Raw genomic sequence first — 25,932 nt, 5'->3', positions numbered from 1 at the left:
TCACCTACACATGGCCCGATCTCTAGACGACGACTCTATGCACAATGAGAAGCCATCGCCGTGCTGAGGGCAGGGCCATAGGCGGCTCTTCAGACGAAGTCGTTCGGCGCGACCTACACCCCCAAAAGAGTCGTGTTCCACGGCAAGATCGTGACCGCCGCCGGCGTCTCCTCCGGTATCGATATGGCGCTGGCGCTTGTGGCGCGCATCGCTGACCAGACAACCGCGGAGGCTGTGCAACTCGCCATCGAGTACGACCCCCAACCGCCCTTCGACGCAGGCTCACCGGCGAAGGCGCCTCAAGCCGCCAAGGACCTGCTCGCTCGTGGAATCCGCTGAGGAGGTTCGGCCCCGGACGTACGGGCGTCCGGGGCCGGTCAATGGCGAGAACGCCGTCAGGAGAGGCGCTGAATGGTCCACATGTTCTGGGAGATCCGGGACGGGTGGCCGCAGCTCGTCGGATCCCACTGGGTGTTGATGGTGACCCAGCCGGTGGGCAGCTGGTTGGAGCAGACGGTCATGATCGTGCCGACGGGCTGGTCGTAGTAGGAGGCGATGTTCCACACGTTGTAGGTGATCCTCGACGGATTTCCGCAGCGCGTCGGATCCCAGAAGTCGTTCGTCTTGACCCAGCCGGTGGGCAGGCTTCCGGCGCAGACTGTGTTGACGGCCGCGCCGGCCGGGCTGACGGGCAGGAACAGGAGCGCGGTCAGTGCGCTCAAGACCACACTGATGAACTTGAGGCTTTTCACGGTCTTACCCCCTTCGACTCGACCTCCGCCGGTACGGCGGCTGGCTTGATCACCATTCGCCCCGAGCGGCGCGCTGGATGAGATCTGCCGTGAGTCGGTATGACGCCTCGGGCGGCAAGGTCCTCAGGGTTGGAGGTAAGAAACCGTGTCATGGCGCCGAGATCCCCTTCACGATCCGCCGCAGGTCACCCGCGGGCGCGGTCTCCACGATGGCCAGGCCGAACTCGGGCGTCCAGACGAACGTCCGAGTGGCTGTGGAGGCTCCCTGATCGAGCAGGTTCCCGGCCCGCCCGTTTCGTTACCGAGTCTTGGCAGAATCTCCTCATGCCTAACCTGGCGAGGGTTTCAGCACAGGTCCTGATGCGTGCTGTCGCGCTCTCCCTACTGACGGCCTGTGGAACTAAAGCACCGCCAATCGCGGACCCACCGAGTCCCAGCCGCGCCACCCCCTACGACGAATCGACACGCGTCGGCGGAGACGTGGCACCGCATCAAGCCGAGAACAACGCGTGGAAGTATCCGCCAGACCTGACACCTTCCCAACAGCGGATCGCCGACGCCGCCGCCGAGCGAATACGCCCAGCTCTGAAGAAACTGCGGGCCGCGCAGGACTTCGATCCAGACTCGGTAAAGGCTGCCCTGGAAGCGCTGGGCTATCCAGCGGATTCGATAGGAGCTCACGCATTTGACATCCCGACATTGTGGACGGAGCCTACGCCACCACCTGGAGTGGTCTTTGGCCTCAAAGTACGAGTCGGAGTGTGCCTCACCGGAGACGTACGCCCCGAGCGAGTGCTGATCGAATCTCGCGGCCCCAATGTAGAAACGGGCTGCATGCCCCTGCCGGTAACGCATTAGCTGTGCGTCAACAGCTCAACCGGCCGGCTCACCCTGCCATCCTTCTGGTCACCTCGGGTGGCGAGAAATGCGGATCAGCTTTCTTTGGAGTTGCCCCCTTGATTGATCGATGGCTCGCTTAATGGGAGCAGCTTCCGTAGAGGGCTGCCACAGACAGCCTTCGCGGAGTCGCTCTGGAGTGCTCGCGGTCCGGGTCTCTGATCAAAATGGCGTCACTTCGACCGGAGCGATCAGACGGGCAGGGTCGCGGCCAGCGGTGCGCCGATCTGGATGTTGAAGTACGCCACGAGATCGCCTCCGTCGACGGCTCCCCGATCCGCGTCGATGATCACGACCGTCCCGGCCACGATGCCGGCGAAGCCGGCGCCGGATCGCCGGGACTGCTCGATGCGCTCGGTGACCGGTCCGCGAACCGCCTCGGTGAGGAAGGCGAGGCCGTGCGGGAACTCCTCCTTGAGCGGATGCCGTTGCCGGCCTGCCTCGATCCGGCTGCCGATGCCGAACTGTACCGAGACGATCTGATCGTCATGGAGGGTGACGCGGAAGTAGCCGTTCGACTGGGGGCGATCGCAGTTCTGCTGGGGTGGATAGAAGCAGTCGTAACCACCGGCCCGAAGATCGTCCACGGCCGAGCTCATCGTGGTCGCGTAGTGCTCGGCGCCGAACGGCCAGCGCCGCACGGGGTTGTCGCGGGCGGTGACGACGAGTCCGTCGAGTCCGGAATAGCGGTAGTCCGCATGCGTGTCCCACCACGCGGTCCGAGGAAGGTCGTCGATGGATTGGTCCGTAAGGTCGCGATCGAAGTCGTCGATCTCCTGGCGTACGCGCTCGCCGGTGTCGGGCCAGATCGCGGTCAGTGCTGGTACCGCGGCGGCGATGACTTGATCAGCTGTCTCACGGTTCGCCGACTGCTCGGCGGGTGGGAACCACGCCCAAGCGAGGCGGTCGTCGTGGTCGAGCAGGAACTGCGCCACTTGCGGGTAGACCGTGTCGGCCTGGTCTCGGTGACCGATTCGGCACCACAGGGCACGGCCATCCACGTTCGTCCGGACCTGTGCGCAGAACCAGCCGGCCTGCGTCAACGGCCGAGTGACGGATCTGGCCGTACCGTTGGCCGGGACGGGTTCGGCTCGTGAGTTCTCGCCCGCTGCTTCGTGGTCGTAGACGCTGTTCGGCGGCAGTGACGGTGGCTCGTCCGATCGGGTGCAGCCGGTCAGCGCGAGCGGGCCGAGGATGATGATCATCGAGGCGATCATGATCGTGCGAAGGGCGGGCCAACGCCGGCGTGCGGCCATGGGGTACGGACGGGACACGGGGCTCATCGAAGCCGCTGGACCACTGGTTCGGCAACTTTGCGATCAGCGGAGTCGTATTCGATCTTTCCTGGGCACGAGTCTCCTCAGCATTCGCGACTCACAGATGGTGGAGGAAGGCCAAGCTTCGCTGCCAGGTGAGCTCGGCCGCTTCTTCGTCATGATCACGCAGGCTGGCGTCCGTGTAGAAGTGTCCGACTCCCGGATAAGTGAAGATCTCCACGGCGGCCCCCGCGTCCATGGCGGCCTTCTCCCACGCGGCGACAGCGGCGGGAAGCGCGAACTCATCCGGATCGGCGACGTGCAACCGCACGGGTAGGTCGGCCCGCGCTGACGCGGGAATCCCCGTGATGCCGTGCAGGAGCAGCACACCGGCCGTGTCGGGCCGGTCGGGCAGCAGTTCCCCGACCACCCCGGCGCCCATCGAGACGCCGGCGAGGACTGTGCTCGCGGGCATTTTCCGGACCGCGTCACGGGCTCGCTCCACGATGACCTTCCAGCCGATCCGATTCATCAGGGTGAACCCATGGTCGATCGTCGTGACGACCTGGCCTTCGTACAGGTCAGGAGTGACCACTTCGTGGCTGGCAGCACGAAAACGCTCAGCGGCGGCGCGTTCGACGGCGCGCAGCCCGTACACGGAATGCAGCAAAACGATGTGAGCCATCCCGCCATTCTCTCCAGATGGCAGCGACCCTCCGGGCCAGCAGCAGCTCAGCGGGGGCGCACAGCAGCACGACGTGGTCGACTTGCCGGCCCGGAGTCAGCCGGGGCCGTCCGCCGGATCAGGGAGCTGCCTCCCCAGACGGGCGAGAGGAGACAGAGCCATGAACACCGGAGACAGGGCCAGAGCGACAGCGGTCAGCAGCAGGCTCGTTCGCAGCCCCAGCGCGCCGGCCAGATAGCCGCCGAGAAGCGACCCGAGCGGGGTCAGGCCCATGCCAACGAAGTTGAGTGTCGCGACGACTCGGCCCTGGATCGGGATCGGGGTGATGGCCTGGCGCACTGTCACAACGGTGACGTCGACCACCTGGCTGAAGACGCCGAACAGGAAGTTGACCGCCATCAGCGCGCCGATCGTGACCGCGGAGGAGCCGTGCAGCGCGGGGACGCACAGCATCACGCCATCGGCGAGCACCGCGGCGGAGACCAGTACGGCGCCGTACCCGTACCGCCTCGGCAATCTGGCCGACAGCAGGGAACCCACCAGCGCGCCCGGCCCCATCGCCGCCAGTACGAGCCCGACGGCGGCGCCCGACAGGTGCAGCGTACGCGGCAAGAAGAGCAGGTAGATGGTCATCACGGCGGCGAAGGAGAACTGGAAGAGGGCCGAGGCGATCCCTACCGCCCGCAATGAGGCGTCGTTGACGACGAGGCGCAGACCCTCGTGGATCTGCCGCCACACGCGCGACTGCCCTGAGGCCGGTCTGGGCATCGACTCGGGACGGCGGATCCGCCGGATCGACAGGACGGACAGGGTGAAGAAGAAGACGCTCGCCAGGATGGCGATCGGCGCGGTGACGAGCGACACCAGCGCGCCGCCGATCGCGGGGCCGGCGATCTGCGCGGCGGACCTGCTGGCTTCGAGCGCACTGGTGCCCTGGGCGAGTTGGTCGCGTTTCACCAGTCGTACGAGGGAGGTCTGGTAGGCCACGTCGAAGTACACGGAGAGGGCACCGACGAGGAAGGCGACCAGGACGAGCAGCGGGATGTCGAGCATGCCGAGGAGGTAGAGGACCGGGACGACGGCCAGCACCACGGTACGGCCGACGTCGGCCAGCACCATCACCTCGGGGGAGCGTCGGCGGTCCACCCCGGCGCCGGCGAAGAGCGAGAGCAGCAGGATCGGTGCCTGCTGGACGGCGCGGAGGAGGCCGACCTGCTCGGTGTCGGCGCTGAGCGTGACGACGGCGATGAGCGGCAGGATGACCTGGGCGGCCTGAGCCCCCAGTTGGGAGGTGGTCTGGCCGATCCAGAGCCGGCGGAAGTCTCCGTCTCGCCACACGCTGGGCGGAGTCGGGGCGGGTCCCGTCATCGGCGGCCTCGCACGGGCGAGCACACGAGCACGGCAGGGGACGTCGGCACGGCAGGGGACGTCGGCACGGCAGGGGATGCGAGCACGGCAGGGGAAACGTACGGCACAGGGGTCCTTGAGTCGCTGAGAACGGTGCCCGTCCCGCAGGATCTGGGCAGGAAGGTGCGCTGTGCCGCAGTTGGAGTGCAGCACGCGGTGACAGGTCGGGAAGTGACCTAGAACGTCAGCGCGTGCTCGATTGACCGGGCATCTCAGCTCCTCGAAGGATCATTGGCTGCTCGAGACTAGCCGTCGGCCCATGCGGCGGACAAGGCAATTGATGGCCGCTCATCTCCGTACTGGGTGTAGGCCCATAGGCGGATCCACAACCGGCGGAGGCGCTTCTGATGCCCCCGGGCTACTACTCTCCTCGCGGGAAAGTAGGTGCTATTTTCCTTCCGCCCGCGCTCGTTCTGGGTGCCCACCCGCTTGAAGCTGCTGTTCTACATAGGGTGGCCGGTCAGTCCGCTGCTGGTCTTCTTCGTCGCGGCTGCCCGCTCTCATTACGAGAAGTCGGGTTAGGCGCAGAGGCTGGCGGTGCGGCTCATCGGTCAGGGAAATGAGGGTCGCGTCGCCGGCCAGACGCCTGGTGGTACGGTGACCGTGATCGGTGCGGTGCCCAAGCCGACAGCACGGGTTCGATTCCCGTACCCGCTCCACGTCTTCCAGTTGGCCGAGTTTCGACGTCAGCCCCAAGCGAGGGAGACCGGCATGGCAACACCTTCATGGTACGAGTCGCTTCCCGAAATCATTGGCGAAGCAGAGTATCGAGCGTTGCCCGAGGACATCGCCAGGAGCATCGAAATAGTGCATGGGCATGTGATCAAGTGCGAGTCGCCTGCCCCGCAGCACAACCGCATCGCGCGTCGTCTGGCCGGTTCGATGGAAGCCGCCCGGCCGATCAGCGGGCCGCGTTTGAGCGTTGAGACCGACATCGACGTGGTGCTCTGGCGGGTTCCCAAATTCACCTTCCGACGCCCGGACGTAGTGGTCTACAGGTGCCTGGACGACCCTGGTCAGAAGTCGGATGCGTCCCAGGTCCTGGCCGTCGTCGAGGTCTCCTCACCTGGGACCGTGCAGGAAGATCTCACGGACAAACGCACGCAGTATGCCGCCGCAGGCATACCGCTCTACCTCCTTGTCATGCTCGACGAGAAGTACGAGATCGTCGAAACGAAGGAGTTCCATCTCGACGCCGTGGCCTCCGAGTACAGACTTCATCGGGTGCATCAGGCGGAGCTCGAACTTGAACTTCCCATCAGAGTGACCGTCCCGTTCCTCGTACTGACCGCTCCCTGAGGGGAGATCGGTCACAGAGTGTTCGTGCGGTCGCGGGCCGCGATGGCCAAGGCGATGAACTCGCGGAAACGCGCGAACTCCTCCTGGCTCATCTTCAGCTTCACCCCGCCGTAGACGTCATCGCCATGCCCGGTGCCGAGATGGACCTTGAAGCCGTCGCCGTGCGGTCGGGCGTCGACTCCGAGAAACGCCACGTGATAGCGCATGCTCTCGGACAGGCCCCGGTGAAAGATTTCCAGGGTCCGTCCTGCACCAGGATTTGACCTGCTCCCCGTCCTGAAGGGGCGGGGATTCCCGTGCCGCTATGCGGCAGCTCGTGCCGCTTGCGCGGCCCGCGCTGTGGAACGGGGTGCTTGACGTTTCGCGGACCCGGGTGGGTCTCCACGCCCTGAGACGACCAGCCCGGCCGCCTGTCCTTTGCTCTTGATGTTCCTCGCCCCGACGATGTCGGCGTGCTCGCTGTGCCCGCAAGAGGTGCAGGAGAAGATCGCTTGGCTCTTGCGGCTCTTCCCGTCCACCTTCCCGCACGCAGGTTCCGGGCACGTCTGGGACGTGTACGCAGGGTTGATCTTATGAATGACGCTGCCGGTGTAGCGCGCCTTCGAGCGGAGAGCGACTTCCAGCCCGTACCAGCCCTTGTCGAGAATCGCCGTGTTGAGCCCGGATTTCGCCGCCGCGCCGTTGCGCAGGAACCTGCCCGACCGGTCGGGGTCGGGCTTGGGCTTGACGGCCGTGCTCATGGCCTTGGTGTTCAGGTCTTCGATGACAACGTGCCCGTAGGCGCGGGTGAGCCGGTGCGCGGCCTGGGCGTTGAAGTCAGCGCGCCGCCACCGCACCCGCCGCATGACCTCACTCATCGCGACCCTGACCCTCTTGCGCCGCTTCGATCCCTTCTGCGTGCGGGCGAGTCGGCGTTGCAGCCGTAGATACCGTTCCGCTTCGCCGGGCGTGACATACCCCAGGTCGTCCTTGCGGTCCTGTTTCGTCTCCCGTGGCAGCCGCCTGGAGGAGACACCGCCGCTTCCGGCGTGGCGGCGGTCGAAGAACTCCCCGTCCGAGGTCACGGCGGCCGTGACCACCCCCCGGTCCACGCCCACCCATCCAGGGCAGGCGTGTTCCTGCCGCTCGGCGATCCCATCGTCGACCAGGAAACTGATGAACCAGTGCTTGCCGTCCCGGGACACGGTCGCGGACTTGACGCTCCCCCCGAGCGGGCGCAACATCCGAAACCGCGCCCACCCGAACTTGGGCAGGAACACTCGCCCCCACCTGCGGCCGATCGGCTCCACGGGCAGGTGTCCGGCGGTGGGGAAGCGAAACGAGGGCCGCCACTTCGCCTTCGACTTCCAGCGCACCTTCCACGTGCCATGCTTGCGGCACGCCTGGTCCAGGTCCTTGAGGGTCAGCTGGATCACCTGGGCGGGCGCATCAGCGAGCCAGTCGCAGTACGGGTCCTTCTTCGCCTCGGCGAGCTGCCCGCACTGCTCGGCATAGGTGATCCACCCTCCGCGCCGCCGGTAATCCCGCCGCTGTTCGAGACCGGTGTTCCACACGGCCCGGCAGATCCCGCCCAGCCTTTCGGCGAACGCGGCCTGCCCGGAGTCGAACTCCAGGCGATACTTCCGGCCCGCCAACATGCGCAACACCCCCTCTTCCACGGGATGCTCACGTCTCACCGATTCGAACACATTATCATCTGGTCTATGAGCCAGGAAGCGGAATACCGACGAGGCAGACACGTGGTTTCCGCGATGCACGTCCATCTGGTCTTTGTCACCAAATATCGCCGAAACGCCTTCGACGACGCGATGCTGCGCCGCTGCGAAGACATCATGATCGAGGTGTGCGACAGTTTCGAGGCCGAACTCCGCGAGTTCAACGACGAACACGACCACGTCCACCTGCTCATCCACTACCCGCCCAAGGTCGCGATCAGCAAACTCGTCAACTCGTTGAAAGGCGCCTCCTCGCACTACCTGCGCAAGGAGTTCACCAGCCGCATCAACCACGCCACCATGCACGACCCCTTCTGGTCACCCAGCTACCTCGCCGCCTCCTGTGGCGGAGCACCCCTATCGATCATCAAGGCGTATATCGAACAGCAGCGCCGCCCCACCTGAGGTCCCAAATCCACGCTCCGCGCTCCGGGATGCCCCGTCTACGGCGGGCCATCCCCCAAAGGGGGACCGCATTTATCCCCGGCCTGAAGGCCGAGGCTTTCTGCGGACCTTCGGTAATCGCCGAGCTCGAACTCTGCCGCCATAGCTCCCGCTTCTAGACCGTGTGGATACCGGATCTTAGAGAAGGCCCACCGTACGCTGCGCCAGCACGCGGAAGAAGGGGGGCCCGTCCGGGGTCGCGTACCGCGGCCACCACCTCCGCCCGGGTCCGCAGCTGGTCGATGTCGAGGCGGCCGAGCGCACCCGACGCGGCCAAGGTAACGATCATGGAACTTCCTCTGAAAGGCAGCTCACCGATGGGCAGCTGGAGGACACTCGTTTTCCTACGGTCGGCCGCGGCGAGAGGACTCAACCGGCCGAAGTCGATCAGCTAGCCTGTGGGCTGTGATTCAGAACGATGGCGTCAAAAGCAGCGATGAGAGCATCCTGACCGGTTTTGGGGGAGATTCCGGTCGCGTGACCTTGCGCCGGATGACCGTCGATGATCAGGCTGAGTTCACCGAGCTGGTCAGGTCCAGCGCCGACCTGTACGGCCCGTACATGTCCCTGCCCACCACGCCGCAGGATTTCCACGTCTTTCTCGGAAAATTCGCCGACCCGCTGCTGGCCGAAGGCCTGGTGGTCTGCTTGCGCGACACCGGTGCCATGGTGGGCAACATCAACATCAACAGCATCATCCGCGGGCGCGCCCAGACCGCCTCCCTCGGCTACGCTGCCTTCGCCCCCACCGCCGGTCAGGGGTACATGTCCGAAGGGCTCCGCCTGGTGCTGCGTTACGCGTTCGAGGAGCTGCGCCTGCACCGGCTGGAAGCCCAGATCCAACCCGGCAACCAGGCCTCCCTGAAGCTGGTCCAGCGCCACGGGTTCCGCAGCGAGGGTTGCTCACCCGAGCTGCTCTTCATCGACGGCGCCTGGCGGGATCACGAACGGTGGGTCATCACCAACGCCATGGCCGGCATGGTTCCCAGCGAGCCGCATCCGACCCAGCCCGCGCGTTGAGGATTCCGTCGGGTTCGAATAGCCCACCGAGCTATGAACGGCTCGTTGAGCAGGCCACGGAGGCATCCCTCGGCGGGTGGGATTTCAGCTGGCTGCGCGGGCGGACGAGCGGTGGACAACCGTCGTGGGTGTACGCCGAGCGAGCCTCGTCGCTCCTTCCGACGGCGCGGCGGCTGCTCGACATGGACACCGGCGGAGGTGAGCTGCTCGCTTCGCTGTCTCCGCTTCCCCGGCACACGGTCGCCATGGAGGGATGGCCGCCCAACATCCCCATCGCCGGCAAACGGCTGAGAGCGTTGCGGGTGGCGGTGTTGGGCGCTGCCGCCGATCGGATCCCCGTCCGCGAGGCCACCTTCGATCTCGTGCTCAACAGGCACGGCGCGCTGAATGCCGCCGAGATCGCGCGCGTTCTCGTCCCGCAGGGACGGCTGCTCACCCAGCAAGTAGGCAGCCGTAATGGGCTGGAGCTGAATGACGCCCTGGGCGCACCGCCGCCGATCGATCCGGCGAGCTGGACATTGGAAGTCGCGGTCGATCGGCTCCGCCGCGCCGGGCTGCGGGTGCTGGACGCGCGCGAGGAGATGGTCGAGTACGTCTTTCACGACATCGGCGCTGTCGTCTTCCAGTTGCGCGCGGTCCCATGGCAGGTCCGCGACTTCGACCTCGACCGTTATGACCGGCGGCTACGCGCGCTGCATGAGCGCATCTGTTCCCAGGGCGCCTTCACCGCTCGCGATCATCGCTTTCTCATCGAAGCCGAGCTCCCTTAGCGAAGGCGAAGGTGCTCGTCGATGAGCTTCGAGTACAGGTACATGTCGCGACGTTCACCACCCACCTCCTGCCAACTGCGCAAGAGCCCCTCCCGCAGGAACCCCGCTCCCTCGGCGGCCTTCCAGGACGGCGTGTTCCACGGCTCCACGTGCAACTGCAGCCGTGGAATCCCCAGCCGCTCCAAGCCCCACGACGAGATGGCCCGCAGGGCGGTGCCCGCGACGCCTTGGCCTCGGGCCGACTTCGCCACCCAGTAACCCACCGAGGCCCGCCCATGAAGACCCGGCCACAATCCGATCTGGCCCACGGCTCGGTTGTCGCCGGAATTCGCGATCGCGAAGGAGTAGCCGATCCCGTCGGCGGCCTTGGTCCACTGACGTTGGATGAAGGCGATGCCCTCGGCGGCCGAGTAATTCGGTGGCACGCCGGTGACCAGGGGGATGTAGGCGTCCTCGGAAGCCTCCTGCACCGCCACGACGTCATCCAGCCGCCACGGGCGAAGCAAGAGTCTGTCGCCCGCCGGAAGTTCGGGAACTACCACCATTCCCGCATCATGCCACCCGAGCTGAGCAAAACCCGTCAGCCCTTGAGACCGGTCGTGGAGATGCCCTCGGTGATGCGCCGTTGGAAGATGAGGAAGAAGCCCAGGATCGGCACGAGCGACAGCACGGCCATGGCCAGCATGGGCCCCCACGTGGAGCCGCTGCTGGAGTCGAGGAAGGCCCGCAGCGCCAGCGGCACCGTGTACGTCGACACGTCGCTGAGGTAGACGAGCTGGCTGAAGAAGTCGTCCCAGGTCCAGATGAAGGTGAAGATCGCGGTGGTGATCAGCGCGGGGCTCGACAGGGGCAGGATGATCCGCCAGTACACCTGGATCGGCCCGCAGCCGTCGATCCTGGCCGCGTCGTCGAGCTCCCTGGGCAGCGACCGGATGAACTGCACCATCAGGAAGACGAAGAACCCGTCCACGGCCAGGAACTTCGGCACGATCAGCGGCAGGAACGTGTCGACCCAGCCCAGCGCTTTGAACAGGGTGTACTGCGGCACGATCAGCACGTGGATCGGCAGCATGATCGACCCGAGCATGACGCCGAACCAGACGCCCTTGAACCGGAACGACAGCCTGGCGAAGGCGTAGGCCGCCATCGAGCACGACATGACGTTACCGATGACGGCCGCCGTCGCCACGATGAACGAATTGGCGAAGAAGCCGGTGAAGGGCACGCCGAGGGCGTTCCAGCCATCGGTGTAGTTGTCCGTGACGACGGTCTGGGGCACCAGGCCGGGATCGGCGAAGATCTCGTCGTTGGGCTTGAACGACGAGCTGATCATCCAGAACAACGGGTAGAGCATGGCCAGCGCGCCCACGACGATCAGCACGTGAACGGCCCAGCGTGACCTAGTCGGCATAGTGCACCCAGTACCTAGACGAACGGAAGGCCAGAGCGGTGAAGACCGCGGTCACCAGGAGCAGGATCCAGGCAAGGGCCGAGGCGTAGCCCATGCGGAAGTTCCCGAACCCCTCCTGGTAGATGTAGAGCGTGTAGAAGAGCGTGGAGTCCGCGGGGCCGCCCGTCCCGCCGCTGAGGATGAACGCCGGGGTGAACGCCTTGAACGCGTTGACCGTCTGCAGCACCAGGTTGAAGAAGATGATCGGGCTGAGCATGGGCAGCGTGATCCGGAAGAAGGCCCGCACCTTGCCGGCCCCGTCGACCGCCGCGGCGTCGTACAACTCGGCCGGGATCTGCTTGAGGCCGGCCAGGAAGATCAGCATGGGCGAGCCGAACTGCCAGATGTGCAGCGCCACCAGGGTGTAGATGGCGTACTGAGGCGTGGAGATCCAGCTCGGCCCGACGATCCCGAACGCTGACAGGACGTCGTTGACCAGCCCGTCCGGCCCGAAGATCTGCCGCCACAGAATGGCGACCGCCACGCTGCCGCCCAGCAGCGACGGCAGGTAGTAGGCCGCGCGATACACGCCCACGCCGCGCATGGGCCGGTTCAGCAGCACCGCCACGAGCAGGGCGAACCCGCCAGAAAGCGGCACCGAGGCGACCACGTAGATCATCGTGACCCGCACCGCGTTGCCGAAGTGTGGATCGTCCATGATCCGCGCGTAGTTGTCCAGACCCACCCACGACGGCGTCGTGAGCAGGTCGAAGTCGGTGAACGAGAGGAACAGCGAGGCCAGGATCGGCCCGCCGGTCAGCAGGAGCAGCCCCGCGAACCACGGCAACAGGAAGAGGTACGCCGACCGCCCTTCTCTCCTCTTGGCTGTTATTTCAGTACGCGGCGCGCTTCGTCGAAGAATCGGGACACCCCCTCGGCAACGGACAGCTTCCCGAAGCCCACCTGCTGGTTGATGTTCATGAGCACCTTGTTGTGCAATTCGCCCGCGCCGAGCGGCTGCGGAGGCGGCAAGGGGCCGACCTTGTCGGAGAGCGACTCGATGTAGGCGTAGACGAGCTTCTCCGACGGCGACGCCTTCGGCTCCAGCGCTGCCCGGATCGCCGAAGAAGGCGGTACGCCGCGTTCCGAGCCGAGCGGCGTGGCCACATCCACGTCACTGACCAGCGCGTTGACCAGCGCGATGGCATCCTGCGGCCGTTTGGTGGCCGCGCTGACCGTGAGCAGCATGGACGGCTTGTAGTACTGGCCAGGTTTGTCCCCGGTGGGGAAGGCGTGGACTGCTATATCGTCCTTGGTGACGCTCATGTAGGCGGTGAGCTGGTTGGACCAGGCCCAGTCCATCACCGCCTTGCGGGTGGCGACCAGGCTGTTCTGTACATCGCCCAAGGCCGTGGCCTGCACGTCGGGCGGGGCCGCCGCGCCCGCCTTGCGCAGCCCGTCCCAGAACGTGAACCACTCGGTGAGGTCCTTCTCGTCGTAGGCGAGCTTGCCGTCGGCGGTGAAGAACATCTTGCCCCGCTCCAGCAGCCAGTTCTCGAACGCGCCGCCGTCCTGGGCGCCGTCCTCGCTGGCGTAGACGCCCTTGGGCGCCTTCTCGGCGATCTTCTTGGCCAGTTCGCCGAACTCCGGCCAGGTGAAGGTCTCGGGCACCTCGACGCTGATCTCCTTGGCCAGCGTGCGGTTCCAGATGAGGGCCATGGAGTTGATGCCGAAGTTGACGCCGTACTGCTTGCCGTTGATCTTCCCGGCGTCGACGACGTCCTTCGCGAAGCCGGACAGGTCCAAGCCCTTGCCGAGGTACGGGCCCAGGTCGAGCAGGCTGCCACGCCGGGCGTACTCCCCGATGTAGGAGTAGTCCATCTGGATCACGTCGGGGGCGTTGCCGCCAGCGGTCTGCGTGGCCAGCTTCTCCCAGTAGCCGTCCCAGCCGGAGAACTGCGTCCTGACCTGGACACCGGGCCGCTTCTTACGGAACGCCGCGAGGGCCTGCTGGGTGGCGTTGTGCCTGGCGGTGCTGCCCCACCAGGCGAACTGCATGCTGGCCGCCCCGCCCGATCCGCCGCCACCGCCCGCGCAGCCCGCCAGGGCTAACGCCCCGGCGGCTGCCACACCGACCCGCAGGAATCCGCGTCTGCTCAGATCGCTCATGGCCACGCCCGTTCGTTACACCCAGACAATATTTAACTTAGGACGGTAATGAAAGGGCTACGGGACGTCAATCATTTGCAGTGGGTTGTTTCCCCCGCAAATCCAGCCCCACCCGTGTTGGGCGGAAAGTTGACCTCACGTCCGTATCTCGGCATCGTGAACCGGGTGACCAGCGATGAGACGCGGGACGGAGTGTCGCTGACCAATCTCGACCAGCCGCTGTTCGACGGATCGAACGCGACCAAACGGGATCTGGTCGACTACCTGGACGCGGTACGCGACCGCATCATCCCGGTCCTGCGGGACCGCGCGCTGTCGGTGATCCGCGTACGGCCCGGCCAGGCGCCGTTCATGCAGAAGAACGTGCCCAAGTACGCCCCCGACTGGATCCGTACGGTCTCCGTCTGGGCCGAGGCGTCGCACCGGCAGGTGTCCTACGCCCTGTGCGACGACCGCAGGACCCTGCTCTGGTTCGCCAACCAGCGGGCAGTCGAATACCACCCGGCGCTGTTCCGCGGCGAGCATCCCACCCACCTCGTGCTCGACCTCGACCCGCCGGAAGGGGACGCCTTCCCGCAGGTCGTCCAGGCCGCCCGGCTGGTACGCCAGGCCCTCGACGACACGGGGCTGGCCGGGGCGGTGAAGACCAGCGGGGCGAAGGGACTGCACGTGTTCGTGCCCGTGGTGGCGGGGACCGCGATGGACGACCTGGCCGCGGCCACCCGAGCCCTGGCCACGCGCGCCGAACGCGTCGACCCGGCGCTCGCCACCACGGCGTTCATCCGCGAGGACCGCGAGGGCAAGGTGTTCCTCGACTCCACCCGGGCGGGTGGGGCGACGGTGGCGGCCGCCTACAGTCCGCGCATTCGTCCGGGTACGCCGGTCTCCTTCCCGGTGGCGTGGGAAGACCTCGACCGGGTCGTGCCGTCCGACTTCACCGTCCACACCGCCGCGCGGCTGCTCGCCGACGGCGATCCGTGGGCGGAGCTCATGCCGGAGCCGCAGCGACTGCCCGCGGACCTGGTCGAGGAGGGGCACACGATCCCGATCGCCCGCGTCCAGGCGATGCACGAGGGCAAGCGCCGGGCGAAGGCCAGAAGAGAGGGATGATCACAGGGCGTACGCGAACGCCGCTTCCGCGATCACCAGCAGCGGCACGAGCGGCACGGCGTACAGGGCCGCCTGGCGAGCGCCCGTGTGCCGCTCGGGGATGGCCGTGAGCAGGGCGAGCAGCACCGCGCAGCCGATCGGCGCGAGCAGCCAGGTCGAGAGGGTGATCGTGCCCCACGTGCTCGCCGCGTCGCACTCCGCGGTCTGGTCATAGGTCAGCGCGCCGAGTTCGCACGCCTTGTCCCCGAGGAGCGACACGGCCATCCAGGCGACGAAGCCCGCCAGCCAGATGACGACGGCGAGGACGGAGACCAACGCGACGGTCGTGCCGCTCGGCGAAGTCGTGCGGCTGAAGGACGGGGAGGGGGCGATCACGCCAGGACTCTAATGCTGATCAACCTCGGCGGGGCCGAATTTGATCAACCTCGCGCCCGGCGGACGGTCCTCAGCGCCCGATCGCCACCGAAGGACCCGCCGCGCGACGTGGCGCGGCGCCGAGGGCCCGCGGGGTCCTCCAACCCTCAGCGCCTTCAGCGCCCTCAGCGCACGACGGCCACCCCGCCCGCGGGGACCTCGCCCGTGAAGGGGCCGCCGGTCAGCAGGTCCGTGCCGGTCAGGCCGGGCACCGTGACGGGCGCGTCGCCGTGGTTGATGAGGAAGACGCAGGCGCCGCGCCGTACCAGCTCCAGGGTGTCGGGCAGGTCGCGCGGCCGGGAGACGCCCGCGCGGTCGAGCACCTCGCCCAGCAGGGCGCGCAGGTCGTCGCCGCCGAGCGCGGCGGCCAGGTAGCTCGCCGTGCCGCCGCCGAACGCGTTGGCGGTCATGGCGGGATGCCCGGCGTCGGGGCCGTCGGTGAAGTGCCGTACGGCCACCGCGCGTTCGAGGCGGACCCGCTCGGACCAGATCCGGCCGGTCGCCCCGCCGGTGAGCGTCACGGTCTCCAGCTCGCGCAGCGGGTGGAACTCCTCGACCGAGAGCCCGAGCACCTCACGCAGCGCGCCGGGGTAGGCGCCCGCGTGGACGGTGTCGTTCTCGTCGACGATGCCGGAGAAGTACGACACGAGCAGGTGGCCGCCCGCCTCGACGTAGCGCTGCAGGTTCTTGGCCGACCCTTCGGCGAGCAGGTACGAGCTCGGCACGACAACCAGCCTGTATCCCGAAATATCGGCGGAAGGGTGGACGAAGTCCACCGTGACGTGCTCCCGCCAGAGCGCCTCGTAGAAGGCGTCCACCCGCTCGTGGAAGCGCAGGTCGCCCGAGGGTCGCCACTCCAGCTCCAGCGCCCAGTACGACTCCCAGTCCCAGACCATCGCCACCTCGCTCGTGACCCGCTCGCCCTTGACGGGAGCCAGGCGGCGTACGTCGGCGCCGAGCGAGACGACGTCGCGCCAGATCTGCGAGTCGGTCCCCGCGTGCGGGATCATCGCCGAGTGCCACTTCTCAGCGCCGTACCGTGAGGCCCGCCACTGGAAGAACAGCACCGAGTCCGAGCCCCTGGCCACGTGGGCGAGGCTGTTGCGGCGCATCTCGCCGGGCCGCTTGGCGATGCCGCGCGGCTGCCAGCTGATCGCGCTCGTCGAGTGCTCCATGAGCAGCCACGGCCCGCCGCCGGCCAGGGAGCGGCTCAGGTCGGCCGACATGGCGAGGTGGATGTGGTTGTCGGGCTGCTCGCCGTTCAGGTAGTGGTCGTTGGCGATGACGTCCAGCTCGGGGGCCCAGCGCCACAGGTCCATCGACTTGCAGTTGACCGTGCCCGCGAAGTTCGTGGTGACCGGTTTGCCGCTGCGGCGCAGGATGTCGCGCTGCAGCCGGTAGTGCGACAGGTGCTCCTCGTTGGCGAATCGGGCGTAGTCGAGGCGCTGCGCCGGGTTGACCACGGTATGACTCCACCGGGGCGCGTCGATCTCGTCCCATTCGCCGTAGTGCTGACCCCAGAAGGCGGTGCCCCAGGCGGTGTTGAGCGCGTCCAGGCTCTCGTATCGGTGCCGGAGCCATTCACGCCAGGCTGCCACGCTCGACTCGCAGTAGCACTCGCCGAGCGGCGCCCCGTACTCGTTGTGCACATGCCACATCACCACGGCCGGATGCTCGCCGTAGCGCTCCACCAGCCGCTCGGCCAGTCGCGCGCTGGCCGCGCGGAAGGCCGGGTGGCTGGAGCAGGCGGTCTCGCGCGCGCCCGCGCCGACGCGCAGGCCCTCGCGGGTCATGGGGGAGGCGTCGGGGTACTTTCTGGAAAACCAGGCGGGCGGCACCGTGGTCGGGGTGCCCAGGTTCACCGAGATGTCCGCGCTGTGCAGGCGGTCGATGATGGTGTCGAGCCAGCCGAACTCGTACTCGCCCTCGGCGGGCTCCATCAGCACCCACGCGAAGATGCCCAGGCTGACCAGGTTCACCCCGGCCTGCCGCATCAGCCGTACGTCCTCCTCCTGCACCTCCAGCGGCCACTGCTCCGGGTTGTAGTCCCCGCCGAACGCCATGCCCTCGATCATGTAAGTCCCCCATTTTTCATGCCTTGACGGCGCCGCTGCTGAGGTCGGTGCGCCAGAACCGCTGCATCGTGAGAAAGAGCGCGATCAGCGGAATGAGTGCCAGAAACGTCCCGATGAGGATGAGGTTGTACAGACTCGGATGGTTGGCCCCGGCGGCCAGCATCGTGTAGAGCCCGACCGTCAGCGGGAACTTGCCGTCGTCGCCGAGCATGATGAACGGCAGCAAGAAGTTATTCCAGATCGCCACGAACTGAAACAGGAAGATGGTCACCATCCCCGGCCCCATCAGCGGCAACGCCACCCGGGTCAGCAGTGTCCAGTGCGAGGCCCCGTCGATGCGCCCGGCTTCGAGCAGCGAGTCGGGGATGGCCGCGCCGGCGTACACGCGGGCCAGATAGATGCTGTACGGATGCAGGATCTGCGGCAGCAGGACCGACCAGTAGGTGTCCGCCAGCCCGACCTTGGCGAACAGCAGGTATTGCGGGATCGCCAGCACCACCGCGGGCACCAGGATGCCGCCGATCAGGATGTTGAAGATCAGGTTCCGGCCGGCGAAACGGTACTTGGCCAGCGTGTAGCCCGACACCGCGGACACGGCGGTCGACAGCAGCGCCCCGCCCCCCGCGTACAGCAGGGTGTTGAGCATCCACAGCCAGAACACCCCCTCCCGATAGGCGGCCAGATCGGCCAGGTTCTGGAAGAACCCGGTGCCGGGCGAGAACATCGAGGTCGAGAACAGCTCGCCGGACGTCTTCGTGGCGGCGATCACCACCCAGCTCACCGGGAACAGGCAGTACACCGCGCCGACCAACAGAACCCCGGTCGGGACCAGCCCGTACGTAGAGGCGGAGCGGGCCATCAGGCCTCCCCGAACGCGCGGTTCTTCACCACGCGCAGGAACCCGAACGACAGCACCAGCGAGATCCCGGCGATCACCACGGCCGTGGCCGCCGCCGAATACAGGTCACCGGTCACGAAGGCGTCCCGGTAGATCTTCATCAAGGGGCTCCAGGTCGAGCTGATCGTGTTCGTGAGCGGCCGGAGCGCGGTGGGCTCGGTGAACACCTGGATCGTGGCGATGACCGAGAAGACGGTGACCAGGATGATCGCCGGAGCCAGGATCGGGATCTTGACCCGCAGCGCGATCTGCAGCTCGGACGCGCCGTCGATGCGCGCCGCCTGGTAGAGGTCCTGGGGGACGGCCCGCAGGTTCGTGTAGAGCACCAGCATGTTGAAGCCCGTGCCGCCCCAGACCGCCACGTTGGCCATCGAGTACACGACCGCGCTCTGGCTCAGCGGCGAGACCCCGAACAGCTCGCTGATCGGGCTGACGCTCGGCAGATAGAGGAAGCCCCACATCAGGCTGGCGGCCACGCCCGGCACCGCGAACGGCAGGAAGATCGCGATCCGGGAGAAGCGCGCCAGCCGTACCCTGGCCGCGTCCAGCATCAGCGCGAACACCAGCGCCAGCCCCAGCATCACGACCAGGACCAGCACGCCGTAGCCGAGCACCCGCAGCCAGCCGGTCCACAACTCGCCGTCGCCGATGGCGGCGGCGTAGTTGTCGAGCCCCACGAAGATCTCCCGCTTCGACCCCTTGCCGAGCCCGAGCCCCGACACCTTGGTCCGGCGCAGGCTGAGGTAGCCGGTGTAGCCGATCGGCAGGGCCAGGAACAGGGCGAACAGGGTGACGGCCGGGGTCAGGAACAGGTACGGCGCCCAGCTTTTCCTCGGGGTCATTGGGCGAACTTGACGCTTCGTCATTGGGCGAGCTTGAAGCCGGACTTGGTCATGTCCGCGACCGTGGCGTCCTGGACGCTCTGGAGGGCGCCGCTGAAGGAGGTCTTGTTCAGCGCGGCCTTGTCGAAGGCGTCCTTGAAGGCGTTGTAGGCCACGTTGACGTTCGGGCCGAAGGTGAAGCCGCGCGCCCCCGCGCCGAACCCGGCTGCCTGCTTCCAGAAGTCGGGGATGTTGGAGAAGTACGCGGGCGGCTCGGAGAGCAGGTCGGCGCCCTTGGTCGCGGCGGGATAGACGGCGCCCTCCTTCACCAGCAGGGCGAGCGCTTCAGGGTCGCTGTTGAGCCAGGTGGCGAAGGTGGCCGCGGCCTCCTTGTGCTTGGAGCCCGCCGACACGGAGACGGCCGAGCCGCCCCAGAAGCCGCTGAAGTTCTCGCCGGCGTTCCACTGCGGCAGCCGCGCTATCGCCCACTTGCCCTTGGACTTGGGCGCGTTGCTCGACAGGGGGCCGGGCGCCCAGATGGCCGACGGCCAGGTCAGCAGCTTGCCGTCGTTCAGGGCCTTGTTCCACTCGGGGGTGAAGTAGGGCATGTTGTCGATGACGCCCTCTTTGACCAGACCGCCCCAGTAGTCGGCGAGCTTCTTGGTGGGCTCATCGTTGATGGCGACCTTCCACGCCTCGCCGCTGATCGACCACCACTGCCCGCCCGCCTGCTGGGCCAGGCCCGCGAAGGAGCCCGGGTCCTTGCTGGAGAACGTGCCGAGGTACACCTTCGGGTCCTTCGCGTGCACGGTCCTGGCCGCGTCGGCGTACTCCTGCCAGGTCTTCGGTACGGCTATGCCGTACTTCTTGAACAGGTCTTCGCGGTAGTAGAGCAGCATCGGGCCGCTGTCCTGCGGGATGCCGTAGACCGCGTCGGTGCCGAGCGTGACCAGCCCCCAGATGCCCTCGCTGAACTGCGCCTTGACCGGATCCGCCGCCGTCTTGATGTCCGCCACCGCCTCGGCCGCCACGAACGACGGCAGCGCCTGGTACTCCGCCTGGACGAGATCCGGCGGGTTCCCGGCCTTGGCGGCGGTGAGGAACTTGGTGGCCGAGTCGTCCCCGCCCGCCTGGGTGCTGGAGGTGACCTGGATGTCGGGGTGCGCCTTGTTCCAGACCGCGACGACCTTGTCCATGCCGGGCACCCAGTTCCAGTAGGTCAGGGCGACCTTCTGTGTGGTGGAGCTCGATGGGGCGGCACTCTGCTGAGCGCCACCGCTGGAGCAGCCGGCCACGAGGGTGACGGCCGCGGCGACAGCGGCAAGCCTGTTCATGTGCATGGGTACCTCGACCTGGGGGAGTCAGTGTCCTGGGGGTCTGTGAACGTTCACAGCGTGTGTCCGGCCATCTGCGCCTGTCAACCCCTCGTTACGGGGTCGTTAAACGGCCCAAAAGGTGTGTGCACGTTCACAGCGTGTCGGCGTTGGACCGTGAGATGCTGAACGCGTGAAAAGGCCGACCATCCATGACGTGGCCGCGGCGGCCGGGATCTCACGCGGCACCGTCTCGCGGGTCCTGAACGGCGACCGTTATGTGAGCCCCGCGGCCCGGATCGCCATCGAACGCGCCATCGCCGAGACCGGCTACGTCGTCAACCGCAACGCCCGCAACCTGGTCAGACAGCGCGCCGGATCGGTCGTCATGGTCCTGTCCGAACCCCCCTTCGAGGACCCCAACTACACCACCACCATCCGCACCGCGATCCGCCGCCTCGGCGAACGCGACCTGTCGCTGGTCATGATGATCGCCGGCGACGACAGGGAACGCGAACAGGTCCTGCGCTACGTACGGGGCGGCCACGCCGACGGCGTCTTCCTCTTGTCCACCCACGCCGGCGACCCCCTGGTCGACACGCTCCACGGCGCCGGCATCCCGGTGGTCTCCTGCGGCGCCGTCATCGGCAGGGAGACGGTGATCCCGTACGCGGCCTGCGACGAACGGGGCGGCGCCCGCCAGATGGCCGAATACCTGGTCTCACAGGGCCGCAAGAAGATCGCGATGATCACCGGCCCGATGGACACGCCGGGCGGCATCCAGCGCCTCGAAGGCTTCGCCGACGTCCTCGGCCGCAAGGCGTCCAAGAAGCTGATCGAACACGGCGACTGGACCCACGCCAGCGGCGAGACCGCCATGGCCCGCCTCCTGGAACGCGTACCAGACCTGGACGCGGTCTTCGCCGCCTCGGACGTGATGGCTTCGGGGGCCCTGCACACGCTGCGGGCGGCGGGCCGGCGCGTGCCGGAGGACGTGGCGGTGGGCGGCTTCGACGACTCATCGGTGGCGATCTCCACACATCCACCGCTGACCACGATCCGGCAACCGCTGAGGGACGTGGCTCAGGAGACGGTACGCCTACTGCTGGCCCTGATCGACGGCGCCGACCAGGTCGACTCGATAGCCCTCCCCACCAGCCTGATCGTCCGAGAGTCGGCCTAGCCTCTTTCTCCCACCCCTTACCCGATTCGGTGGTTGGCCGTTTGCTGCCCGCCCGCCCACAAAGGCCCTCCGCTTCGCTCCGGACGTCCTCCCAGGCGGGCTGACGCCCGCCCCCTGAAGGGCCTCGCTGCGCTCGGACCGCCTTTCAAGAACGCTTCGCCGGGTTGGCTGGTTGGCGCGGCCTGACCTTGGCGGCAACATCATCTAGACCGGCACCGACTCCCATGGCCTGACCCAGACCCGAGGCGGAGTTGGCACCGTGGTCGGGACGCAATCGGGGGCGGGGACGAGCGGCCGTGGGAGCACCGCAGGATCGCAGGCTTCTGCCCCGGGCGCGGTAACGCTGGAGAGCCCACCGGCGCCGCCACATCTTCTATGGGGTCATCGCCGCCAGACGGACGCAGGTTGGACATGCGCGAGCAGCGATGGGGGAGAACGGCATCGACCAGTCGCAGATCGGCAGCGGAGACACCGGCTCCAAGCACAGGCTGAGCTTCGTGTCGAGTCGTACGGCATGTTGCACGGCTTCTCGTCCTGCGCCGGACAGCCCGAGCCGGAAGCCATCGGAAGGCTCCAGAGGCCCAGGCTTCACCGTGTACACGAGCAGGTCATCCCATTGGATGGGCCAGCGTCGCGCGATACTGGCCAGCTCGTTCAGCTCGCCGTCGACTTCGATGAGGGCCAGAGTCTCGTTGCGCAGGATGTTCACCACCGTCCCGTGCAGTCCTGCCAGCCATGCGCCGAAGGCCCGGGTTCGCGCCGGACTGTGCAACATGTCCACGATCTTGACGCGGCACCCCAGCCATTGGCGATAGGAGCTCACAGGGCGCCCGCGTCTGCTGCGCTGGTAGCGGAGGACGGATCGTCGATTGCCTCCGAGAGCGGATGGTGTCGGCGGAGATCGACGTATCGGAAGGCCACCCGCCGAGCGGCCCGTGAAGGTTCGATGGCTGAATGCCGGGCGTATACCACTCGCTTGCGACCGTCGTCCCAGCCCGCACGCCACCAGAACCACTCGCCGTCGCACCACACCACCAACCCCGCCCAGACCGAAACCAGAGCGAGGTCGTACCCGTCGTGCGTGTCTGCCGTTATGCCGTGTTCTGTCTGCAGTGCGTCGCGTAGGAGGTCTGCGGACAGCCTGGCTTGAGTTATCTTGCCGTTCTTAGGCACGGCAGTAATCTGGTTCTGCATCGTTGACGCCCCAAAGCTCTCGATGCGTTTCAGACCCTCGTCTGTGGGCGGTGTTCCAGCACCGTTCTCCCATAGGCGGGGGTCTCCTTAAGACCCCCGCTATAGGGGGGCTAAAGTCGAGAGTAGATCCTGGATTCAGCTCCTCGCAATAGGGGGGCTAAAATCGGTCGCCATCGACCACCGAGGAGGCAATGCCCGGATGGACTTGAAGACGCTGAGGGAAGTTGCCGAGGTGAGCGACCCCGTGGAACGAGCCCGGATCCTCAGCCGACTCATGACCGAGGAGCAGGGCTTGGTCACCGAGGCGGCGAAGATGCGACGGCAGGCCATCGCCGAGGCTCGCGAGTCGGGCATGAGCCTGGAGGAGATCGCCGGTCGGCTCGGTGTCTCTCCCGGCCGCATCTCGCAGATGAGGAAAGGACCGGCTGCCCGAGCGCCGGAAGGGCCTGCGTCGCCCGCACCCAGGGTGCTGGTGCAGCGGGCCTTGCCGACCGAGCCCGCCGTACGAGGCTCGAAGTCTCTCTTTCTCGCCGAGGCCGAACGGCAGGGACTCAAGGCCGACCGCCGGATGCTGTACGTCGGGCTGGAGCCCGCTGGCGATCACGTAGCGGCCTGCTTGCGGGTCGAGTCCGGTGCGGAGATCGTCGCTCGGCGCAAGATGATGACCGCGAACGACGTGCCGGTACGGATCGCGACCAGCTACTTCCGCGCCGACCTGTTCGGTGACACCCGCCTTGCCGAGCCGGAGTTCGTACAGCCGTCGCTTCAGTCCGCGCTGATTGCCCTGGGCTATGCCTTCGGCCACGCGGAGGAGAACCTGACCGCCCGGCCGCCGACACCTTTCGAGCGCGAGACGTTGGAGCTTGAGCCCGGCGAGTGGATCGTCCAGGTTCTCAGGGCGAGTTATTCCACCGAGGACACGCCCGTCCACGTCCTGGAGACGATCTGCGCCGCCAACCGGCACATCTTCCCGATCGGGCAGGTCTCCGGCTACGACGAATTCTGAGTGACTCAATGAACGCCATCCTCACCGGACAGCCCATTCTCGACGCCCTGGCCGGCATCCAGATCATCCCGGCTACCCCGGCTGGACGGCGACAGCGGGTACCGCTCCTGCCGTCACATCACCTGGAAGCGGGGCGGCATGTGATGGCCGCCGCGATCCTTCGCACGCCCAGTTAACCAGTCCAAGGACAGTAACGGACTGCGGGCCGCCGCACGTCAGGAGTCCGGCACGTCTGAGCTGGCCGTGTGGTGGGTCGGATTGGGTCACGCGAGGACTCCCAGTCGCGGACTGCGCGGTGGATGCTGAGCGGAGCGGTGATGGCTATGTCCTGGGCCAGGCGAGGCGCAGCGGGTCGGACGCTGCCCTTTTCGCCGGCGATGCTTGCGGCTGACCGCAGCATGGACCCTTACGCTCTCTGGTCGGCAACTGTCGAGGTCGTGAAGTTGGCCCGGGTGAGCAACCAACGCTCATCCGGGCGGGCTTTACCCGCACCGGTGACGTTCCCTTGGCGCCGGTCCCACGGCAGATCTCGGTGCTGGCTCTCTTCCTTTATGCCGCTTGAACGTGGGTTCTCGGAAAGCCGTAGGTTTGTGCCTTAGAGCGTGTTTGAGAAGATCGTCCATGTTCGGTGTGGTGGCGTGACGATGGGTGCCGATGCCGTCAGGGTGGACGAATGCCCCCAGATCGCTACCCTTCGGACTTGACCGACGCGCAGTGGGAGCTGATCGAGCCCATACTCCCCAAGCCGAACACCGGCGGGCGTCCGGAGAAGCACTCGCGCCGGGAGATCGTGAATGCGATCCTGTACGTGGTGCGCTCGGGCTGCCCGTGGCGGTACCTGCCCACCGATCTGCCGCCCTGGCAGACGGTGTACTGGTACTTCCAGCAGTGGGAACAGGCCGGCGTCACCGAGGCGCTGCTGAGCGAGCTGCGCATCAAGGCCCGCCGTCAGGCCGGACGAGACGATGAGCCGTCGGCGGGCATCATCGACTCGCAAAGCGTCAAGGGCGCAGACACCGTTGGCCGGACTAGCCGCGGCTACGACGCAGGCAAGAAGGTCAACGGTCGTAAGAGGTTCATCATCACTGACACGACCGGCTTCCTCGTCACGGTCGCAGTGCTGGCGGCGAGCTGGCAGGACCGTGACGGCGCCAAGATGGCCCTGCTGTCGGCGTACCTGACTACTCCGGTCCGGCACGTCTTTGCCGACCAGGGCTTCGCAGGAAGGCTGGTGGACTGGGCACGAGACACCCTGCGCACCACGCTGGAGATCGTGCGCAAGCCCGCTGACCAGCGCGGCTTCAACATCATCTCCCGCAGGTGGGTGGTGGAGAGGACGCTGGCCTGGCTGACCGCCTGCCGCCGCTTGGCCCGCGACTATGAACGCGACCCCGCCGTGTCCGAGGCCATCATCCGCTGGGCCGCCATCGCCGGTATGGCCCGCCGCCTCACCCGAGGAGGACCCGCCCAACGCCAACCGCGCCACGCCTGCGACTGACGTCGATCACCACCTGAACGCTCGATCACCCGGAGCCTGCCAACCATTAGACGAATTCTGTGATGGGCTGGAACTGGTGGGTTGTGGCAAGCGGGCCGTCAAAGTAGACGGAGTCGAGGTTTCCGGTCATGGCTGCAAAGAGGTACTGGCTGCACGACAGGGGGTGACTCTCCCATTCGGGGCCGCGTCCTTCGTTCATGATGACAGTCCAGTCGTCCGGTGCCTGGCCAGACTGAAGGACCCAGTAGAGGAAGTGGCCGCTCCCTTCGAAAAAGGCCCAGGGCAACACGCGCGCCCCGTCTTCGCGGAGCTCTGCGGGCTTGTCCTCGAACTCCCAGAGGTCGGCCAGCACCTCGTCGCGTTCCTTGGCCGCAGACACCAAGTTCAGATCGTCTTTGAAGATCTCGTGGTGGTCGCATCCAGGTTCCAGAAGCCAGATCTCCTCATCGAAGACTCCCGCGCCGTAGATATCGGCAAGTTGCTTGTAGTCGGCGGGCAGCGGAGTGCCGAGCTCGTTCTCTACAGACTCCCAGTTCCGGGATCGTGGGGTGGTTCGAGGGGGGATGAGCTCGGTGATCCGTGAGACGGCAGAAGGCATGAGAACGGTCCTTTGACG

At 66.9% G+C, this 25,932-nt stretch carries 26 protein-coding genes; 9 read left to right on the top strand and 17 right to left on the bottom strand.

Annotated elements, in window-relative coordinates:
• Positions 1-132: 132 nt before the first annotated feature.
• The gene (locus ACIBO2_RS54000; RefSeq protein WP_358558210.1) at positions 133-339 is read left to right on the top strand and encodes a hypothetical protein; all 207 of its coding nucleotides are present in this window, start codon (positions 133-135) and stop codon (positions 337-339) included.
• Between the two features lie 56 nt (positions 340-395).
• On the opposite strand, the gene ACIBO2_RS53995 is transcribed toward ACIBO2_RS54000, so the two are convergent.
• From ACIBO2_RS53995 to ACIBO2_RS53980, 4 genes are all read right to left on the bottom strand, one after another.
• Positions 396-752, bottom strand: a complete 357-nt coding sequence (locus ACIBO2_RS53995) for a hypothetical protein (RefSeq protein ID WP_358558207.1) — start codon at positions 750-752, stop codon at positions 396-398.
• 1,088 nt (positions 753-1,840) lie between these two features.
• The gene (locus ACIBO2_RS53990) at positions 1,841-2,854 is read right to left on the bottom strand and encodes a hypothetical protein (RefSeq protein WP_358558202.1); all 1,014 of its coding nucleotides are present in this window, start codon (positions 2,852-2,854) and stop codon (positions 1,841-1,843) included.
• Positions 2,855-3,023: 169 nt separating this feature from the next.
• The gene (locus ACIBO2_RS53985; RefSeq protein WP_397304960.1) at positions 3,024-3,590 is read right to left on the bottom strand and encodes a dienelactone hydrolase family protein; all 567 of its coding nucleotides are present in this window, start codon (positions 3,588-3,590) and stop codon (positions 3,024-3,026) included.
• 96 nt (positions 3,591-3,686) lie between these two features.
• The gene (locus tag ACIBO2_RS53980) at positions 3,687-4,958 is read right to left on the bottom strand and encodes an MFS transporter (RefSeq protein ID WP_397304959.1); all 1,272 of its coding nucleotides are present in this window, start codon (positions 4,956-4,958) and stop codon (positions 3,687-3,689) included.
• 636 nt (positions 4,959-5,594) lie between these two features.
• Between ACIBO2_RS53980 and ACIBO2_RS53975 the strand changes: the two genes are divergently transcribed.
• Entirely contained in the window at positions 5,595-6,296 is a 702-nt protein-coding gene (locus ACIBO2_RS53975) for a Uma2 family endonuclease (RefSeq protein ID WP_397304958.1), read from the top strand.
• Positions 6,297-6,307: 11 nt separating this feature from the next.
• On the opposite strand, the gene ACIBO2_RS53970 is transcribed toward ACIBO2_RS53975, so the two are convergent.
• A complete protein-coding gene (locus tag ACIBO2_RS53970) occupies positions 6,308-6,490 on the bottom strand; it encodes a hypothetical protein (protein ID WP_358558190.1) in 183 nt (60 codons plus the stop codon).
• Between the two features lie 108 nt (positions 6,491-6,598).
• The gene (locus tag ACIBO2_RS53965; protein WP_397304957.1) at positions 6,599-7,972 is read right to left on the bottom strand and encodes an RNA-guided endonuclease InsQ/TnpB family protein; all 1,374 of its coding nucleotides are present in this window, start codon (positions 7,970-7,972) and stop codon (positions 6,599-6,601) included.
• Between the two features lie 27 nt (positions 7,973-7,999).
• Between ACIBO2_RS53965 and tnpA the strand changes: the two genes are divergently transcribed.
• The 3 genes from tnpA to ACIBO2_RS53950 all read left to right on the top strand — a co-directional run bounded on the left by tnpA (position 8,000) and on the right by ACIBO2_RS53950 (position 10,245).
• The gene (gene tnpA, locus ACIBO2_RS53960; protein WP_397304956.1) at positions 8,000-8,416 is read left to right on the top strand and encodes an IS200/IS605 family transposase; all 417 of its coding nucleotides are present in this window, start codon (positions 8,000-8,002) and stop codon (positions 8,414-8,416) included.
• A 516-nt stretch (positions 8,417-8,932) separates the two neighbouring features.
• Positions 8,933-9,475, top strand: coding sequence for a GNAT family N-acetyltransferase (locus ACIBO2_RS53955; protein ID WP_358552240.1), 543 nt, complete (start codon positions 8,933-8,935; stop codon positions 9,473-9,475).
• A gap of 128 nt (positions 9,476-9,603) precedes the next feature.
• A complete protein-coding gene (locus ACIBO2_RS53950; RefSeq protein ID WP_358552222.1) occupies positions 9,604-10,245 on the top strand; it encodes a methyltransferase domain-containing protein in 642 nt (213 codons plus the stop codon).
• Here the strand turns inward: ACIBO2_RS53950 and ACIBO2_RS53945 are convergent.
• From ACIBO2_RS53945 to ACIBO2_RS53930, 4 genes are read right to left on the bottom strand one after another with little or no spacing between them, the layout of a single operon-like run.
• A complete protein-coding gene (locus tag ACIBO2_RS53945) occupies positions 10,242-10,790 on the bottom strand; it encodes a GNAT family protein (protein ID WP_358552220.1) in 549 nt (182 codons plus the stop codon). The two genes, ACIBO2_RS53950 and ACIBO2_RS53945, sit on opposite strands and share 4 nt — an antisense overlap.
• 35 nt (positions 10,791-10,825) lie before the next feature.
• On the bottom strand, positions 10,826-11,656 hold the full coding sequence (locus ACIBO2_RS53940) for a carbohydrate ABC transporter permease (RefSeq protein WP_357958237.1): 831 nt from the start codon (positions 11,654-11,656) through the stop codon (positions 10,826-10,828).
• On the bottom strand, positions 11,646-12,557 hold the full coding sequence (locus ACIBO2_RS53935) for a carbohydrate ABC transporter permease (protein WP_397305018.1): 912 nt from the start codon (positions 12,555-12,557) through the stop codon (positions 11,646-11,648). The genes ACIBO2_RS53940 and ACIBO2_RS53935 overlap by 11 nt, the downstream gene beginning before the upstream one ends.
• Positions 12,524-13,804: an ABC transporter substrate-binding protein gene (locus ACIBO2_RS53930; protein WP_397304955.1), complete on the bottom strand. Its 1,281-nt coding sequence runs from the start codon at positions 13,802-13,804 to the stop codon at positions 12,524-12,526. The genes ACIBO2_RS53935 and ACIBO2_RS53930 overlap by 34 nt, the downstream gene beginning before the upstream one ends.
• Before the next feature lie 165 nt (positions 13,805-13,969).
• On the opposite strand from ACIBO2_RS53930, the gene ACIBO2_RS53925 reads away from it, so the two are divergent.
• Positions 13,970-14,914: an ATP-dependent DNA ligase gene (locus tag ACIBO2_RS53925; RefSeq protein WP_358552216.1), complete on the top strand. Its 945-nt coding sequence runs from the start codon at positions 13,970-13,972 to the stop codon at positions 14,912-14,914.
• Here ACIBO2_RS53925 and ACIBO2_RS53920 read toward each other — a convergent pair whose 3' ends face one another.
• The 5 genes from ACIBO2_RS53920 to ACIBO2_RS53900 all read right to left on the bottom strand — a co-directional run bounded on the left by ACIBO2_RS53920 (position 14,915) and on the right by ACIBO2_RS53900 (position 20,456).
• Positions 14,915-15,289, bottom strand: coding sequence for a hypothetical protein (locus tag ACIBO2_RS53920; protein ID WP_397304954.1), 375 nt, complete (start codon positions 15,287-15,289; stop codon positions 14,915-14,917).
• A gap of 164 nt (positions 15,290-15,453) precedes the next feature.
• On the bottom strand, positions 15,454-17,403 hold the full coding sequence (locus ACIBO2_RS53915; RefSeq protein WP_358552212.1) for a beta-galactosidase: 1,950 nt from the start codon (positions 17,401-17,403) through the stop codon (positions 15,454-15,456).
• 16 nt (positions 17,404-17,419) lie between these two features.
• A complete protein-coding gene (locus tag ACIBO2_RS53910) occupies positions 17,420-18,262 on the bottom strand; it encodes a carbohydrate ABC transporter permease (protein WP_358552210.1) in 843 nt (280 codons plus the stop codon).
• Positions 18,262-19,143: a carbohydrate ABC transporter permease gene (locus ACIBO2_RS53905; protein WP_397304952.1), complete on the bottom strand. Its 882-nt coding sequence runs from the start codon at positions 19,141-19,143 to the stop codon at positions 18,262-18,264. The genes ACIBO2_RS53910 and ACIBO2_RS53905 overlap by 1 nt, the downstream gene beginning before the upstream one ends.
• Positions 19,144-19,163: 20 nt before the next feature.
• The gene (locus tag ACIBO2_RS53900) at positions 19,164-20,456 is read right to left on the bottom strand and encodes an ABC transporter substrate-binding protein (protein ID WP_397304951.1); all 1,293 of its coding nucleotides are present in this window, start codon (positions 20,454-20,456) and stop codon (positions 19,164-19,166) included.
• 172 nt (positions 20,457-20,628) lie between these two features.
• Here ACIBO2_RS53900 and ACIBO2_RS53895 point away from each other — a divergent pair, with 172 nt between their 5' ends.
• Positions 20,629-21,618 (top strand): LacI family DNA-binding transcriptional regulator, encoded by a 990-nt coding sequence (locus ACIBO2_RS53895; protein WP_397304950.1) that lies wholly within the window; start codon positions 20,629-20,631, stop codon positions 21,616-21,618.
• 373 nt (positions 21,619-21,991) lie between these two features.
• Here the strand turns inward: ACIBO2_RS53895 and ACIBO2_RS53890 are convergent, their stop codons facing one another.
• Positions 21,992-22,399: a hypothetical protein gene (locus ACIBO2_RS53890; RefSeq protein WP_358552202.1), complete on the bottom strand. Its 408-nt coding sequence runs from the start codon at positions 22,397-22,399 to the stop codon at positions 21,992-21,994.
• 612 nt (positions 22,400-23,011) lie between these two features.
• On the opposite strand from ACIBO2_RS53890, the gene ACIBO2_RS53885 reads away from it, so the two are divergent.
• Together ACIBO2_RS53885 and ACIBO2_RS53880 are read left to right on the top strand one after the other, a co-directional pair.
• A complete protein-coding gene (locus tag ACIBO2_RS53885) occupies positions 23,012-23,818 on the top strand; it encodes a UTRA domain-containing protein (protein WP_358552200.1) in 807 nt (268 codons plus the stop codon).
• Positions 23,819-24,491: 673 nt separating this feature from the next.
• The gene (locus tag ACIBO2_RS53880) at positions 24,492-25,316 is read left to right on the top strand and encodes an IS5 family transposase (RefSeq protein WP_397304949.1); all 825 of its coding nucleotides are present in this window, start codon (positions 24,492-24,494) and stop codon (positions 25,314-25,316) included.
• Between the two features lie 46 nt (positions 25,317-25,362).
• On the opposite strand, the gene ACIBO2_RS53875 is transcribed toward ACIBO2_RS53880, so the two are convergent.
• The gene (locus ACIBO2_RS53875) at positions 25,363-25,914 is read right to left on the bottom strand and encodes a hypothetical protein (RefSeq protein ID WP_358544091.1); all 552 of its coding nucleotides are present in this window, start codon (positions 25,912-25,914) and stop codon (positions 25,363-25,365) included.
• Positions 25,915-25,932 lie beyond the last annotated feature (18 nt).

Origin of the sequence: Nonomuraea sp. NPDC050022, from assembly GCF_044460705.1 — a bacterium.
Lineage (GTDB): Bacteria > Actinomycetota > Actinomycetes > Streptosporangiales > Streptosporangiaceae > Nonomuraea.
Note: the sequence above shows the minus strand (reverse complement) of the source record. Positions and strands in the feature narration are given on the sequence as shown.